The organism is Serpentinimonas sp. SMBJO2 (assembly GCF_056341105.1).
The window spans coordinates 1,671,486-1,685,541 of the sequence record NZ_CP150628.1; the positions used below are offsets into that span (position 1 = coordinate 1,671,486).

A 14,056-nucleotide genomic window follows, 5' to 3' on the forward strand; every position below is an offset into this window, starting at 1 on the left:
CGAGACAGGCGTCAACGTGGTCACCAAGTCGGACTAGCGGCCAGTCAGACTGCATAGCCCAGCGCTCCAAGCTTCTCCCGAATCACCGCATCCAGTTCGGCCCCCTTGGCCATCTGCTCGGCCAGCTGCGCCGTCAGCCGCTCCATCTTGTCGTTGAAGGCCTCGTCGTCGTCGTCCGTGGCCTCGGCGCCCACATAGCGGCCCGGGGTCAGCACATGCCCATGCTCGGCAACTTCGGCCAGCTTCACGGCGCGGCAAAAGCCGGGCACGTCGGCATACGGTTCGTCCGAGCCCGCCTCGCCACTCTGGCGCCAGCGGTGCGCGGTGGTGGCAATGCGCTGTACGTCTTCGTCGTCGAACACCCGGGTCACGCGGGTGTCCATGCGCCCGAGCTTGCGGGCGTCGATGAACAGCACTTCGCCGCGCCGGTCGCGGCCGCCCTTGGTTTTGTCCTTGGCCAAGAACCACAGGCAGGCTGGAATCTGCGTGTTGAAGAAAAGCTGCGGCGGCAGCGCCACCATCACCTCGACCACATCGGCCAAGACCATCGCGCGGCGAATCTCGCCTTCGTTGTTCTGGTTGGACGACATGCTGCCGTTGGCCAGCACCACGCCGGCCTGCCCGCGCGGGCCTAGGTGGTGCAGGATGTGCTGCAGCCAGGCGTAGTTGGCATTGCCCGCGGGCGGGGTGCCATGCACCCAGCGTTTGTCGTCCAGCAGCCGGCCGCCGCCCCAGTCGCTGATATTGAATGGCGGATTGGCCAGCACGTAGTCGGCTTTCAAGTCGGGGTGCTGGTCGCGGTGGAAGGTGTCGGCCGGCTCTTTGCCGAGGTTGAAGTCCATGCCCCGGATGGCCAGGTTCATGGCCACCAGGCGCCAGGTGGTGGGGTTGGCTTCCTGCCCATAGATCGAGATGTCGCCGAACTTGCCGCCGTGGCTCTCGATGAACTTCTCGCTCTGCACGAACATGCCGCCGCTGCCGCAGCAGGGGTCGTACACCTTGCCCTTGTGCGGCGCCAACACCTCCACCAGCACCTTCACCACGCTGGCCGGCGTGTAGAACTGGCCGCCCTTTTTGCCTTCGGCGTTGGCGAACTGGCCCAGGAAGTATTCGTACACCTCGCCCAGCAGATCCTTGGCCTGATGCCCCTCGCTGGACGTGAAGCCGATGGTGGAGATGAGGTCGATGAGCTCGCCCAGCTTGCCCGGCTCCAGCTGCGCGCGGCCGAAGCGCTTATCCAGAATGCCCTTTAGGCGCGGGTTGTCGGCCTCGATGGCATCCAGCGCTCCGTCGATGCGCGTGCCGATATCGGCCTGCTTGGCTTTGGCGCGGATGGTCTCCCAGCGTGCAGGCCCCGGCACCCAGAAGCAGTTGACCATGGTGTAGTAGTCGCGCTCCTCGGTGGCTAGGGCACGGTCGTCGTCGTCGGGCAGGTAGAGGTCGTGCGAGTCGTCGGTGAACGCGGCTTTAAGCTCGGCGCGGCGCTCGTCGAAGGCGTCGCTGATGTACTTCAAAAAAATCAGGCCCAAGACAATGTGCTTGTACTCGGCGGCGTCCATTGACGAACGCAGCTTGTCTGCGGCGGCCCAGAGGGTCTTTTTCAGGTCTTGGTTCATCGCTCTCCCTAGCTGTTGCCTGCGCCGTCAAGGCCGGGCTGTCTTGCCTTTGCCGACCAAGGCGGCCAGTGACGGAGTATGCCCATGTGCGCGGCAGTGCACTAGCGATTTTCGCAGCATAACTGATTGGTGCCGAATCACTGTCTACCCAAGCCGCGTTCATCGGTCGGCGGCAATCCCCCCATGGGTGCCACCCTAGGCACGAAACGCCCGTGTTGCCTCCGAAAAAAATCCAATGGCGGCCTTGAGCAACACAACGCCCCGCCTGAAATTGCCCCAATTGTGTCATTTTCTCAAGCGATAATGGCTGCGTGAACCACGCACCAGAACCGATATCGTTCGAGCTTCCAGCCAAAAAAATCAGCACCCAACGGGCCAGCCGACCCATTGTCGGCGCGGCGGCGGCGCTGTCGATCTCGATTCCCCATGCCATAGGCGTCGGGCTGCTGGCTTTTGCGCCGTTGGCCACCCTGGGCTCGTTTAGTTTTCTCGCTCTGTGGTCGGCAGCTGTGCCTGGGGCCTTGCTCACGCTGCTGGCGCGCAGCAAGGGGGTGGTCTATGGGCCCTCGACGGCCGTGGCGCTGCTCTTTGGCGGCATGTTGGCCTTGGTGATCGATGCCGGCGCAGCGGCGTCCATAACTGCCGCACAGGCGCTGGCGATCACCGGCGTTTTCGCAGCGTTGGGTTTTTTGTTGCAAAGCCTGATTGCTTGGAGTGGCTTGGCCCGCATGGCGCGCTTCATTCCGGTTGCGGTGACGCAAGGTTTCGCGGCCGGGGTGGGCTTGTCGCTCATTTTGGCGCAGGTCAAGGGGTTGTACTTCATCAGCGGCGCGCACTGGGGCGCGTTGCTGGGCTGGCACGTAGGGATCGCAATGGCTGTGGTGGCCCTCAGCCATGTGTTGCAGCGTCTGTGGCCGCGTTTTCCCACGCTGCTGATCGCCGTCACCCTAGTCGCCTTGCCGTGGCTGTTCTGGGCCCCCGGAGTCGAGCTGCGCATGGCGGCCGAGCAAGCGGTTTTTATGCTGCCCGTGGTGCCCGACTGGTGGGCTGCGCCGTGGTGGTTGGTGATCGACCGGGTGGGTTTTCAACTTGCATCGCTGGCTTTGTTGATGGCGGTGGTGAACTCGCTCGAGGTGTTGGTCTATCACCAGCATCTGGAGGTTGAGCACGGACAACGCACTGCGCATGGGCCGGTGTTGGGGCGCGAGGGGTGGGTGGGGGTGGGCTGTGCGCTGCTGGGCATGATTCCAGCCTCGACCAGCTTGTCGCGCTCGCTCACCGCGCTCTTTTACACGGGCAAACCGAGCCTGCGGGCTGGGCAGTGGCACGCGCTGGCCATGATCGCCGTGGGTGTCAGCGGCTACTTGTGGCTGCCTTGGGTGCCGATGGCGGTTTTGATGGGGGCGCTGCTGATCACCGGTGTGCGCATGATTCCGCCTCCTCTGTGGGGGCTGCTCCAGACCCGCGAGGGCCGTGGGGCGCGCCTGCAGGCTTGGGTGGTGGCCTTGGTGTTCGTGGGCTCCAGCGGTGCCTTGGCGTTGCTGGCGGGTCTGCTGGTGGCCACTTTGGATCTGCTGCGCGCCTCGGGGGAGCACGCTATCCGGCGCATTCACTTGCAAGGCAAACTGCGTTCGCGCCACGTGCGTGGGCCGCAGGATGAAGGCTGGCTGGCGCCACGCATGGCCACGGTGGCGGTGTTTGAACTGCAAGGCATCGTCTCCTTTGGGGTTGCAGCCCAAGTGGTGGAGCAGGTGCGCTCCCATCTGAATGGCCACCGCTGCGTGATACTGGATGCCTCGCGCGCGCCCTCTTGGGACGAAACCGGCTGCCTGCACCTGATCGCCTTGGCGCACGAGCTGCAGACGCAAAACGTGGCGCTGCTGCTGTGCGGCGTGCGCGGTTTGGCGGCGCAACGCATGGCCCGGTTGCACATCTACACCGACCTCGACCACGCCCTCGAATGGGCCGAAGACCAGATTCTGGCCAGCCGCCCTGCAGCGGCAGCTCAGGCGGATTCGGTGCAGGCGGCGGCGCTGGGGGAGTTGAGCGACGGGCTCGATCCCGCGCAACAAGCGGCGTTGCGTGCCCTGATGAACAGCCAGCGCTATGCGCCGGGCGCGGTCATCATCCGCCAAGGTGAGCGCGAGCGCACGCTGCTGTGGGTCGCAGCGGGTACGGTGACACTCTCGACCGCTGAAGTACCAGAACAGGGGCTGCGTTTGTCGGTGATCGGGGCCGGGGCGGTGTTTGGCGAAATGGCTCTCCTGAACGGGATCGCCCGCACCGCCTACGCCCACGCCGGTGCCCACGGTGCCGTGCTCAGCAGCTTGTCGTGGGAGCGCTTTCAGCAATGGAGCCGCGACGACCCCGAAGGCGCATTGCTTTTCATCACAGCCCTGGCGCGCATGGGCATCCGGCGCCTGGGGGGAATCTCACAAGAGCTGCGCGCCGCCATGGAGTGATGATGGGGCTTTGGCCCGACCTTGAGGCGGCGCGGCGGCCCCCAGCCATCTACCGACCGAACAAAAAAACCGTGGGCAGCTCCAGCGGCAGGCGCGGGCGGTGTTGCTTCCAAGCGCCGACACTGGCGCTGTGGATGGCTTGCTGCGGCAAGCCCAAGCCCGCGCACAGCGCCAGCCGCGTCTGGGCTTGCAGGGTGGTCAGCAGGCTGTCGAGCAGCGCTGGGTTGCGGTACGGGGTTTCGATGCAGATTTGCGTCTGGCCGCTGCGCAGGGCCAGTGCCTCGAGCTCGCGGATGCGCTGCACCCGGGCCTTGCTTTCTTGCGGCAGGTAGCCCACAAAGGCAAACCGCTGCCCATTGAGCCCGCCGGCCGCCAGCGCCAGCATCAGCGAAACCGGCCCCACCAGGGGTGCCACGGGCAGGCCCAGCTGGTGCGCGGCGCGCAGCACCGAGGCGCCGGGGTCGGCGATGCCGGGCATGCCGGCTTCGCTCACCAGCCCCACGTCGTGGCCCTGCAAGGCTGGGGCCAGCAGGGCGGTGGCGTTGTGGCCTTGTTGGGGGTTGTGGTCGCCTTTTTTGTGCACCTCGCGCGGCAGCTCGACGATCTGCTGCGCTTGCAGAGGCTGCGACAGCGGCACCACCTGCCCGACGCGCTTGAGGAAGGCGCGCGTGCTTTTGGCGTTTTCGCACACCCAGTGCTCCAGCCGCGCAGCGGTCTGGATGGTCAGCAGGGGCAGGCTGTGCTCCAGCGGCGGGGCCGCGGCCGCCGGGTCGAGGCAGCCAAAGTCGAGCGGGGTCGGCACCAGATACAGGGTGCCCAGCGGCGCGCTGCGGTTCATGGCAACGCCACCCCAGCCTGGCGCAGCAGCTGGGCGGTGCGGATCAGGGGCAGGCCGATCAGGGCGGTGGGGTCGTCGCTTTCGATGCGCTCGAGCAAGGCGATGCCCAGCCCCTCGCTTTTGGCGCTGCCGGCGCAGTCGTAGGGTTGTTCGGCCTGCAGATAGCGCTCGATTTCCTCGTCCAGCAACGGGCGAAATTGCACCCGCACCGGCGCCATGGCGCTGCCGCTATAGCCGCTTTCGAGGCACACCAGCGCCACCGCAGTATGAAAGCACACGCTTTGGCCGCTCATGCGGCGCAACTGGTCGCGTGCGCGTTCGTGGTTGCCGGGTTTGCCGAGGGCTTGTGCGTGCAACTCGGCGACTTGGTCCGAGCCCAGCACCAGCGCCTGCGGGTGCCGCTCGGCCACCGCCTGCGCCTTGGCCAGGGCCAGCCGCTGGGCCAGCGCGGCCGGGGCTTCGCCGGGGAGCGGGCTTTCATCGACATCGGGCACCACCACGGCGAAGGGCAGTTGCAAGCGCTGGAGCAACTCGCGCCGGTAGGGCGAGCTCGAACCCAAAATCAAAGGGCGGTTGAGTGCGCTTGCCAAAGCGGCGGCGGGCAGGGCGGGAGAGGGCGAAAAGGGTGAGGAGGGTGCAACGGTCATGCGCCCATTATCTGTTCTGCATGCAGCATGCCTACTTCAGGTTGCCGGCCAAAAACTGCGCCAGGCGTTCGCTTTGGGGTCGGGCCAGCACCTCGCGCGGGTCGCCTTGTTCCTCGATGCGCCCTTGGTGCAGAAAAATCAGGTGGTTAGACACTTCGCGTGCAAAGCCCATCTCGTGCGTCACCACCACCATGGTGCGGTGCTCCACGGCCAGTTGCTGCATCACGCGCAGCACCTCGCTCACCAGTTCCGGGTCCAGCGCGCTGGTGGGCTCGTCGAACAGCATCACTTCGGGCTCGACCGCCAGCGCGCGCGCAATCGCCACCCGCTGCTGCTGGCCGCCGCTCAGGTGCGCCGGGTAACGGTCTTCCACCCCGCTCAGCCCCACGCGCTCTAGGTACAGGCGCGCCGTCTGCACGGCCTGCTCGCGCGGCAGCTTGAGCAGGTGCACCGGCGCCTCGATGATGTTTTGCAGCACCGTCATGTGCGCCCAGAGGTTGAAGCTCTGGAACACCATCGCCAGCCGGGTGCGCAAGCGCTGCAACTGCTGCGCGCTGGCGGCCTCGAGCTCGCCGGTGCGCGTGGGCCGCAGGTGCAGTTCCTCACCGGCCACAATGATGCGCCCTTGGTGCGGTTTTTCCAGCAGGTTGATGCAGCGCAGCAGCGTGCTCTTGCCCGAACCCGAGCTGCCGATGATGCTGATCACGTCGCCGGCGTGCGCCTTGAGCGAGACGCCCTTGAGCACCTCGTGGCTGCCGTAGCGCTTGTGCAAGTCGATGACTTCGAGCTTGGATGGGGTGGCGAGCGACATGGATGCAAAGGAGGGGGGTTAGTGGCTGCGGGGCCGCAAGTGGCCCAGAAAGCGCCATTCCAGCGCCTTGAACACCCCCACCAGCATAAAGGTGATGCACAGGTAAATCGCAGCGGCGAACAGGAAGGCTTCGAAGGGCAGAAAAAAATCGGCGTAGATGCGGCTGGCCGCGGCCGTGAGGTCGATCAAAGCCGGCACCGTGCTGGCCAGACTGGTGCTGTGCAGCATCATCACCACCTCGTTGCCGTAGGCGGGCAGGGTGCGGCGCAAGGCGCTGGGCAGCACGATGCGGCGCTGGATCTGCCAGCGGCTCATGCCCATGGCTTGCGCGGCCTCGAGCTCGCCGGGGGCGGTTTCGCGCATGGCGCCGGCCAGCATTTCGGCGGTGTAGGCGGCGTTGTTCAGGGCCAGCGCCAGCAGGGCACAAAAAAACGCGTCCTTGAACATCGTCCAAGGCCAGACGGCATCCCAGCGCGCCTGTATCCATTCGAGCTGCGCGATGCCGTAGTAGATCAAAAAAATCTGGATCAGCAGCGGCGTGCCGCGGATGCAGTAGGTGTAGGCGCCGGCCAGCCAGCGCAGCGCCGCCACCCGGCTGGTGAGCGCCAGCGCCAGCAGCAGCGACAACGCACCGCCAAAAAACAAGGAGCCGGCCAGCAGCCAGAGCGTGGTGACCAGACCCTCGGCGTACAGCGCCAAGGTCTCGGGCAGCAGCAGCACGTCCCAGTTCACAGGCTGACCTGGGTGCTGCCCAGCGCGTAACGCCGGTTTAGGGCGCGCAGCGCCCACAGCGAAACGGTGGTGTAGGCCAGAAACACCGCCGCCGCCAGCAGCAAAAAGTAGAACGGTTCGCGCGTGGCGGCGCCGGCTTGCATGGCGTGGAAAGTCACGTCATGCAGCCCGATCAGGCTCACCAGCGCCGTGGCCTTGATCAGCACCAGCCAGTTGTTGGTGAAGCCGGGCAGGGCGTAGCGCACCATCTGCGGCAGCGTGATGCGAAAAAAGGTGCGCGCCGGGCTCATGCCAAAAGCCCAAGCGGCCTCGGCTTGGCCCTTGGGGATCGCCAGCATGGCGCCGCGAAAGGTCTCGGTCATGAAGGCGCCGTAAATGAAGCCGAGGGTCAGCACGCCAGCCATGAAGGGGTCGATATTGACCTCGGCCTCCAGCCCCAGGCGCTCCAGCAGGGCGATGAGCCCGATGGTGCCGCCGTAATAGACCAGCAGCAGCAAGATCAGCTCCGGCACACCGCGCACCAGCGTGGTGTAGGCCCCAGCCAAGGCCACCAGTGGCCGGCGCTGCGAGAGTTTGGCCGCGGCCCCGAGCAAGCCCAGCGCAATCGCCACCCCCAGCGCGGCCAACGAGACCGTGAGCGTCAGTTGCGCCCCCCACAGGACCGAAATGACGTAGCCGTCCACCCCAAAGCAGCCGCTCGGGCTCTCAGTCGCCGTAGATGTCGAAGTCGAAGTACAGGCGCGCAATCCGGTCGTAGGTGCCGTTGGCGCGGAGGGCCCGGATGGCGTTGTTCAGCTGCGTGCGCAGTTCGTCTTGGCCCTTGCGCAGGGCAATGCCCATGCCGTCGCCAAAGTAGCGCCGGTCGCGCAGTTCGGGGCCGACGAAGCCAAAGCCGCGGCCCTCGGGTTTGCTCAGAAAGCCGGCCGTGACCTCGACCCGATCGGCCACCGTGCCATCCAGGCGCCCGGCCTGAATGTCGAGATAGACTTGGTTCTGCGCGTCGTAGGGCACGATGATGGCGCCAGCCGGGCGCAGCTCGCCGAGCGCGAAGCGCTCTTGGGTGCTGCCCTTGAGCACACCGATGCGCATGCCGCGCAGCGAAGCCGGCCCGGTGTACGGGGTGCCGGCGCGCACCACGATGCCGCTGGGGGTGCTGTAGTATTTGTCGGTGAAATCGACCACGCGACGGCGCTCGTCGGTGATCGACATCGAGCTGATGATGACGTCGTACTTGCGCGCCAGCAGGCCCGGGATCATGCCGTCCCACACCTGTTCCACGAACACGCAGCGCCGGCGCAGCTCGTTGCACAGCGCTTGCGCAATGTGCACGTCAAAGCCGGTGAGCTGGCCCGCTGGGGTTTTGTAGGTGAACGGTTTGTAGGTGGCGTCCACCGCCACCCGCAGCACCGGCCAGTTCTGGGCCTGCGCGGGCTGCGGGGCTGGGGGTGGGGGCGATGCGGGCGCTGCCGGGGTTTGGGCCACGGCAAAAGTGGACACGAGCGCCAGCAAGAGCGCAAAGAATTTGAGCTTCATGAGTAAGAGCTGTCAAAAAATTGTAAGAATCCGTATTATGCCGCCGGGAGCGACCGGACTTGGCCGGCATGGCATCGCCCGCAGGTTTTTCAACCCATCCACCGCCACACTTCGAGCAACGTGGCCCCGCCGGCGGTGATCAGCAGCGCGAAATAGAGCAGCGTGCCGCACACGGCGGCATAGCCCAGCAGCAGCGCCAGCCCGTCGCGCTGCATCATGCCGGCCGACAGGAAGATCACCGCCAGCGCCGGCAAGGTGTTGCTGAAGGGGATCAACCCGAAAGGCATCATCAGCAGCAGGCCGGCGAACACCAGCGCCAGGTTGTTGCACAGCGTGGCCGGGCCATGGCTGCTCAGCCACGGCCAACGGTGCGGGCGGCTGAGGCGGTCGATGCGGTGCAACCAGACCGTGGCGCGCTGCAAGCCAGCGCGCAGCGGCGCCGCCGCCAGCTGGCGCCTGGCGATGCGCTGCGGCAGCCACGGCTTGCGCTGGAAGGTGCGTGTCAGGCCGATGAGCACGATCGCCAGCCCAAAGGCGGTGCTCACGCCCGGGATCGAGACCGGCACCAGAAAGATCAGCGACAAAAAGATCGTCAGCAGCATCAGGCTGTCGGGGCCCACGGCTTCGACGATGTCGTGCAGGGTCAGGTCGCGTTCGGGCAGCGCAGTGAGCACGCGCTCGATGTGCTCGGCCAAGGTGTCGTGCGCATCGAGCGCATCGGCATCAGCAGCGGCGGGCAGGCGTTGGTTGGCCATTTAACATAATACACATTGTGGAACTTTTATTCCGGAATCCGGTCTTGCTCCAGCTCTTGGCGCTTGAGGCCGCGTTTGAAGGCGGCATAGGCCGTCCACAGCAGCAAGAGCGCACACAGGCCCAGCACGACGGCGCTGATCGGGCGCTCGATGAAGGTGCTCGGGTCGCCGCGCGACAGCAGCATGGCGCGGCGCAGGTTCTCTTCCATCATCGGGCCCAGCACAAAGCCGAGCAACAAGGGCGCGGGCTCAAAGCGCAGCTTGAGCAGGACATAGCCCAGCACGCCCAGCACGGCGGTCATGTAGACGTCGAAGGTGTTGTTGTTGACGCTGTACACGCCCAGGCAGATGAACACCAGAATGGCCGGGTACAGCACGTGGTACGGAATGCGCAGGATCGAGACCCAGATGCCCACCAGCGGCAGGTTCAGGATCACGAGCATGACGTTGCCAATGGCAAAGCTCACGATCAGGCCCCAGAACAGCTCGGGCTGGGCGGTCATGAGCATCGGGCCGGGCTGGATGCCGTGGATGATGAGCGCACCCAGCATCAGGGCCATCACGGCGTCGCCCGGTATGCCCAGCGACAGCGTGGGCACAAAGGCGGTCTGGGCAGCGGCGTTGTTGGCCGATTCGGGCGCGGTCACGCCTTCGATGGCGCCTTTGCCAAAGCGGCTCGGGTCTTTGGCGACTTTCTTTTCCACCGCATACGACATGAAGGCGGCGATGCTGGGCCCAGTGCCGGGCAAGGCACCCATGAAGCCACCGATGCCCGAACCACGCAACATCGGGCGCACCGATTGCCGCACATCTGCCCGGCTGGGGAGCATGGAGCGCAGGGTGATCTTCTCCTTGACCTCACCGTCGCGCTTGAGGTTGACCGATGAGATCAGTTCGGCAATGCCAAACAGCGCCATCGCCAGCGCCACCAGGCTGATGGCGTCCATCAGTTCGGGAATGTCGAAATCGAAGCGCGGCACACCCGAATTGACGTCGGTGCCCACGGTGCCCAGCAGCAGGCCAAACAGCACCATGGCCAGCCCTTTGAGGGGCGAACCGGCGGCCAGCGTGGCGGCGGCGATCAGCCCCAGCAGCATGATCGAGAAGTATTCGGCGGCGCCAAACAGCAGCCCGATCTCGGCGATACCGGGTGCAAACGCCACCAGCGCGATGATGCCCAGCATGGAGCCGATGAACGAGGCGATCGTGGTCATGAACAGCGCCACGCCGGCCCTGCCCTGCTTGGCCATGGGGTAGCCGTCGAGGCAGGCCACGGCAGACGACGGGGTGCCGGGCAGGTTGAGCAAGATGGAGGCGGTCGAGCCGCCGTACTGGGCGCCGTAATAGACGCCAGCCAGCATCACGATCGCGGCCGTGGGCTCGAGGTGGAAGGTGATGGGCAGCAGCAGCGAAATCGCGGCCAGGGCACCGATCCCGGGCAGCACGCCGATGAGCGTGCCAAGAAAAACGCCGATGAAGCAGTACAACAGGATCTCGGGTTGCATCGCTGTCTGCAAGCCCAGCAACAGTCCGTTGGCGATATCCATGGTCGAGCCTTTGGTTTTTTATGGTGTTTGTGGGGGATTTCAGTGGCTCCAGGGCCAGATGGGCAGGTTCATGCCCAAGCCCAGTATGAACACCAGCCAAGTGACTGCGGCCACACCCAAGGCCGTGAGGATGCGGGTTCTGATGCCCGCAGTGGCCAGCGACAGCGGCAGGGTGGCCACCATCACCATCACCATGCTGGTAAAAATCAGCCCCAGGGGGCGCAGCAAGAAGGCAAACACCAGCAGCGACAGGGTGACGAAAAACAGGGCCTTGAAATCGAGCCCCAGCGGCCCGCCGCTCGGGCGCAACAGGGCAGGCAGCGCGATCAGCAGACCCATCACGGCCAGCCCGGAGCCGAGCACGATCGGGAACAACCCCGGCCCCATGCTGCGCAGGGTGCCGAGGTCGAGGTTGAGCCAGGCGTAGATGGCGGCAAAGGCGCCGATGGCCAGCATGATCAAGCCGCCTAAAAGGTCGTGTAGGTCTTTGTTGCGCATGGGGTGAGCCTTGATAGGGTCTGAAGGTATCGGATGCTGCCCAGATTGGAACCGCAAACGGGCCGCCTTGGTTTAAGTACTTGCACGTACCGCTGCACCGTCGGCGAGACGGTTGAAGCGGTGGCGTCGGTCAAGACCTGCTTCAACGGCGGGAAGTGGGTATCGAGCGCAAGGGCATGACCATCCACAAGGCAAGGGGGTCGTGGGCGCTGCACTGCCCGAGGCACCGGCGGTCGAGATCAAAGGCAGCGGCGACGTGACCCTGTTCGATCTGCGGCGAGCGGGCCTGGACCTCGAAATCGAAGGCTCAGGCGATAATATCACCGCCTATGGGGGCAAGCCGCCGCACCGTAACCACAGCGTTGCCGGCTCCGGCAAGATCAAGTTCCGATAGGAGGTGCAACATGACCGCAGCAACCAAGGTACTGACCGCGCACGTGCCGCTTCCGTTGGCCGACAAGGTGGATCAGATGGCTTCACGACTTGAGTGCTCGCGCGGCTGGATCATGAAGCAGGCGCTTTCCGCCTGGATCGCCCAGGAAGAGGAGCGCGACAGACTGACCCAGGAAGCGCTGGCTGACATAGACGCCGGCCGCGTCATCGATCACCAGGCCGTGCAGGCGTGGGCGGAGAGCCTTGACACTGACCAGCCGCTGCCGGTGCCGCATTGATGGAGCTGAAGTGGACCAGCAAGGCGCTTTCCGATTTGGCGCGCTTGTATGATTTCCTGGCTCCGGTGAACAAGCCCGCCGCTGCGCGGGCGGTGCAGGCACTGACCAAGGCCCCGACCATTCTGCTGACCAACCCACGCATCGGCAAGCAACTTTTCCAGTTCGAGCCGCACGAGGTACGGCGAATTCTGGTCGGGGAGTACGAGGTTCGTTACGAGATTCAGGATTCGATCATCTACGTGCTGCGGTTGTGGCATACCCGAGAAGACCGCTGATTACGACACGCAAGTCATCGAATGAAATCGCCTCAGATGCTTACCTGGAGTCACTGACCGTCCTGCTTGCCAATGGCTACGCAAGGAACCAATGCGCGCAAAGTCCAAACTGGCGGCTCTGGGTGACGCCCCCGTTCACATTGGGCTGCGTTACCAGGTGCCGCGGCCCTGCTGCGCCCGCACGCTGGCGGCAATCGCTTCGGCCACGTCGGCGCGGCGCGCCAGCATGGCAAAGTCGATGGCGTTGAGGCCTTGCTGGTTGCGCGCCAGCGGTTCGGCGCCCTCGCGCAGCAGCAGCTCGACGACCTCGCGCCGGCCGTAGTGCGCTGCCAGCATCAGCGGCGTGCTGCCGTTGGGCGAGCGCGCGTTGATGAAGGCGTGGTGCTCCAGCAGCAGCTGCGCGATGGGCAGCGCCCGCTCGCCGTCGTGGCTGGCGGCGTAGTGCAGCGGCGTCCAGCCGGGGTGGTTGACTTGGGCGCGGCGCTCGAGCAGGCGCTGCACCAGATCGAGGTGGCCGCGGATGGCGGCGAGCATGAGCGCGGTTTCGCCCGCCGGGTTGCGCGCTTCGAGATTGAGCCCGGGCTGCTCGCTCAGGTGGCGCGCCACGCGCAGCGAATCGGTCTGAATGGCCAGCACCAGCGGCGGCACCAGATCGGGATTGGGTGCGTTGATATCGAAGCCGCGCAGTTGCAGCTCGATAATCGGGCCGACGTCGTCGCGGCTGATGGCCATGAAGAAGCGCTCGAAGGAGCCGGTTTGGGCCATGGCCGGGCCCGACAAAGAAGCATAAAAAATAGCTAAAACAATTAGTTGTAAAAGCTTTTTCATGTGATCTCGGCCGGCAGGCTGACGGCGCTGAACAGGCGCAAAAAATTGGCCGTGGTGGCCTGCGCCACCTGCGGCAAGCTCAGGCCCTTGGTGGCAGCCAGCTGCTGCGCCACGTGGGGCACATAGGCGGGGGTGTTGAGCTTGCCGCGGTGGGGGGTTGGCGCCAGATAGGGGCTGTCGGTCTCGATCAGGCAGCGCTCCAGCGGCACCAGGCTCACCACTTGGCGCAGTTCGACGGCGTTGCGAAAGGTGATGATTCCCGAAAAGGAAATGTAGAACCCCAGTTCGAGCACAGCCTGCGCCAGCTCGGCGCTTTCGGTGAAGCAGTGGAGCACGCCGCGCGCCGGGGGCAGTTCGGGCGTGGGGTCGGCGCCGGGCACAAAACCGCCCTCTTCTTTGAGGATGGCCAGCGTATCGTCCGCTGCAGCGCGGGTGTGGATCACCAGCGGCAAGCCGCAGCGCCGTGCGGCGCGGATGTGCACCCTGAAGCGCTCGCGTTGCCACGCCATGTCGGCCACGCTGCGCTCGCCTAAGCGGTAGTAGTCGAGCCCAGTTTCCCCGATGCCCACCACGCGCGGCTGCTGCGCGCCGGCCAGCAGCTCGGCCACAGTGGGTTCGTGCACGCCTTCGTTGTCGGGGTGCACGCCCACGGTGGCCCAGAGTTGTGGGTGCTGCTGCGCGAGTTCGAGCACAGCGGGGAAGGTTTCCATGGTGGTGCTGATGCACAGGGCGCCGCCCACTTGGGCTTGTTGCATGGCGGCCAGCACGTCGGGCAGCAGCGTGCGCAGCTCGGCAAAATCGAGGTGGCAATGGGAGTCGATGTACATCCTCGGCGCGATGCTT

Annotated in this window: 16 protein-coding genes; 4 read left to right on the forward strand and 12 right to left on the reverse strand. The window is 65.5% G+C overall.

The genetic code is table 11. The annotated features are described in order from the left end of the window. Window positions 1–44: 44 nt before the first annotated feature. A complete protein-coding gene (locus tag AAAZ40_RS07745) occupies window positions 45–1,616 on the reverse strand; it encodes a class I SAM-dependent DNA methyltransferase (RefSeq protein WP_476659826.1) in 1,572 nt (523 codons plus the stop codon). A gap of 311 nt (window positions 1,617–1,927) precedes the next feature. Between AAAZ40_RS07745 and AAAZ40_RS07750 the strand changes: the two genes are divergently transcribed. Next, the gene (locus AAAZ40_RS07750; protein WP_476659827.1) at window positions 1,928–4,078 is read left to right on the forward strand and encodes a cyclic nucleotide-binding domain-containing protein; all 2,151 of its coding nucleotides are present in this window, start codon (window positions 1,928–1,930) and stop codon (window positions 4,076–4,078) included. Between the two features lie 49 nt (window positions 4,079–4,127). Here AAAZ40_RS07750 and AAAZ40_RS07755 read toward each other — a convergent pair whose 3' ends face one another. The 9 genes from AAAZ40_RS07755 to AAAZ40_RS07795 form a co-directional block, all read right to left on the reverse strand. After that, the gene (locus AAAZ40_RS07755; RefSeq protein WP_476659828.1) at window positions 4,128–4,916 is read right to left on the reverse strand and encodes an SAM-dependent methyltransferase; all 789 of its coding nucleotides are present in this window, start codon (window positions 4,914–4,916) and stop codon (window positions 4,128–4,130) included. Next, window positions 4,913–5,563, reverse strand: coding sequence for a Maf family protein (locus tag AAAZ40_RS07760; RefSeq protein ID WP_476464467.1), 651 nt, complete (start codon window positions 5,561–5,563; stop codon window positions 4,913–4,915). Before AAAZ40_RS07760 ends, AAAZ40_RS07755 begins: the two co-directional genes overlap by 4 nt. Window positions 5,564–5,594: 31 nt before the next feature. Further along, window positions 5,595–6,374, reverse strand: coding sequence for an ABC transporter ATP-binding protein (locus tag AAAZ40_RS07765; RefSeq protein WP_476659829.1), 780 nt, complete (start codon window positions 6,372–6,374; stop codon window positions 5,595–5,597). 18 nt (window positions 6,375–6,392) lie between these two features. Further along, a complete protein-coding gene (locus AAAZ40_RS07770) occupies window positions 6,393–7,106 on the reverse strand; it encodes an ABC transporter permease (RefSeq protein ID WP_045535392.1) in 714 nt (237 codons plus the stop codon). After that, a complete protein-coding gene (locus tag AAAZ40_RS07775) occupies window positions 7,103–7,789 on the reverse strand; it encodes an ABC transporter permease (protein WP_476659830.1) in 687 nt (228 codons plus the stop codon). Before AAAZ40_RS07775 ends, AAAZ40_RS07770 begins: the two co-directional genes overlap by 4 nt. Before the next feature lie 22 nt (window positions 7,790–7,811). Next, window positions 7,812–8,639 carry a transporter substrate-binding domain-containing protein gene (locus tag AAAZ40_RS07780; RefSeq protein ID WP_476659831.1) on the reverse strand — a complete coding sequence of 276 codons (828 nt, stop codon included), beginning with the start codon at window positions 8,637–8,639 and terminating at the stop codon, window positions 7,812–7,814. An 89-nt stretch (window positions 8,640–8,728) separates the two neighbouring features. After that, window positions 8,729–9,394, reverse strand: coding sequence for an exopolysaccharide biosynthesis protein (locus AAAZ40_RS07785; RefSeq protein ID WP_476659832.1), 666 nt, complete (start codon window positions 9,392–9,394; stop codon window positions 8,729–8,731). Between the two features lie 26 nt (window positions 9,395–9,420). After that, window positions 9,421–10,941, reverse strand: a complete 1,521-nt coding sequence (locus tag AAAZ40_RS07790) for a tripartite tricarboxylate transporter permease (RefSeq protein ID WP_476659833.1) — start codon at window positions 10,939–10,941, stop codon at window positions 9,421–9,423. A gap of 39 nt (window positions 10,942–10,980) precedes the next feature. Continuing rightward, window positions 10,981–11,439 carry a tripartite tricarboxylate transporter TctB family protein gene (locus AAAZ40_RS07795; RefSeq protein ID WP_476659834.1) on the reverse strand — a complete coding sequence of 153 codons (459 nt, stop codon included), beginning with the start codon at window positions 11,437–11,439 and terminating at the stop codon, window positions 10,981–10,983. Between the two features lie 202 nt (window positions 11,440–11,641). Here AAAZ40_RS07795 and AAAZ40_RS07800 point away from each other — a divergent pair, with 202 nt between their 5' ends. Genes AAAZ40_RS07800 through AAAZ40_RS07810 form a run of 3 tightly spaced genes read left to right on the forward strand, consistent with a single transcriptional unit; the run spans window position 11,642 to window position 12,385 of the window. Then, a complete protein-coding gene (locus tag AAAZ40_RS07800; protein WP_476659835.1) occupies window positions 11,642–11,833 on the forward strand; it encodes a hypothetical protein in 192 nt (63 codons plus the stop codon). Window positions 11,834–11,843: 10 nt separating this feature from the next. After that, a complete protein-coding gene (locus tag AAAZ40_RS07805; RefSeq protein WP_476659836.1) occupies window positions 11,844–12,110 on the forward strand; it encodes a CopG family ribbon-helix-helix protein in 267 nt (88 codons plus the stop codon). Further along, entirely contained in the window at window positions 12,110–12,385 is a 276-nt protein-coding gene (locus AAAZ40_RS07810) for a type II toxin-antitoxin system RelE/ParE family toxin (RefSeq protein WP_476659837.1), read from the forward strand. The genes AAAZ40_RS07805 and AAAZ40_RS07810 overlap by 1 nt, the downstream gene beginning before the upstream one ends. Before the next feature lie 150 nt (window positions 12,386–12,535). Here the strand turns inward: AAAZ40_RS07810 and AAAZ40_RS07815 are convergent, their stop codons facing one another. Then, window positions 12,536–13,150: an ankyrin repeat domain-containing protein gene (locus AAAZ40_RS07815; RefSeq protein WP_171820281.1), complete on the reverse strand. Its 615-nt coding sequence runs from the start codon at window positions 13,148–13,150 to the stop codon at window positions 12,536–12,538. Window positions 13,151–13,209: 59 nt separating this feature from the next. Then, the gene (locus AAAZ40_RS07820; protein ID WP_476659838.1) at window positions 13,210–14,040 is read right to left on the reverse strand and encodes a TatD family hydrolase; all 831 of its coding nucleotides are present in this window, start codon (window positions 14,038–14,040) and stop codon (window positions 13,210–13,212) included. Window positions 14,041–14,056: the final 16 nt, after the last annotated feature.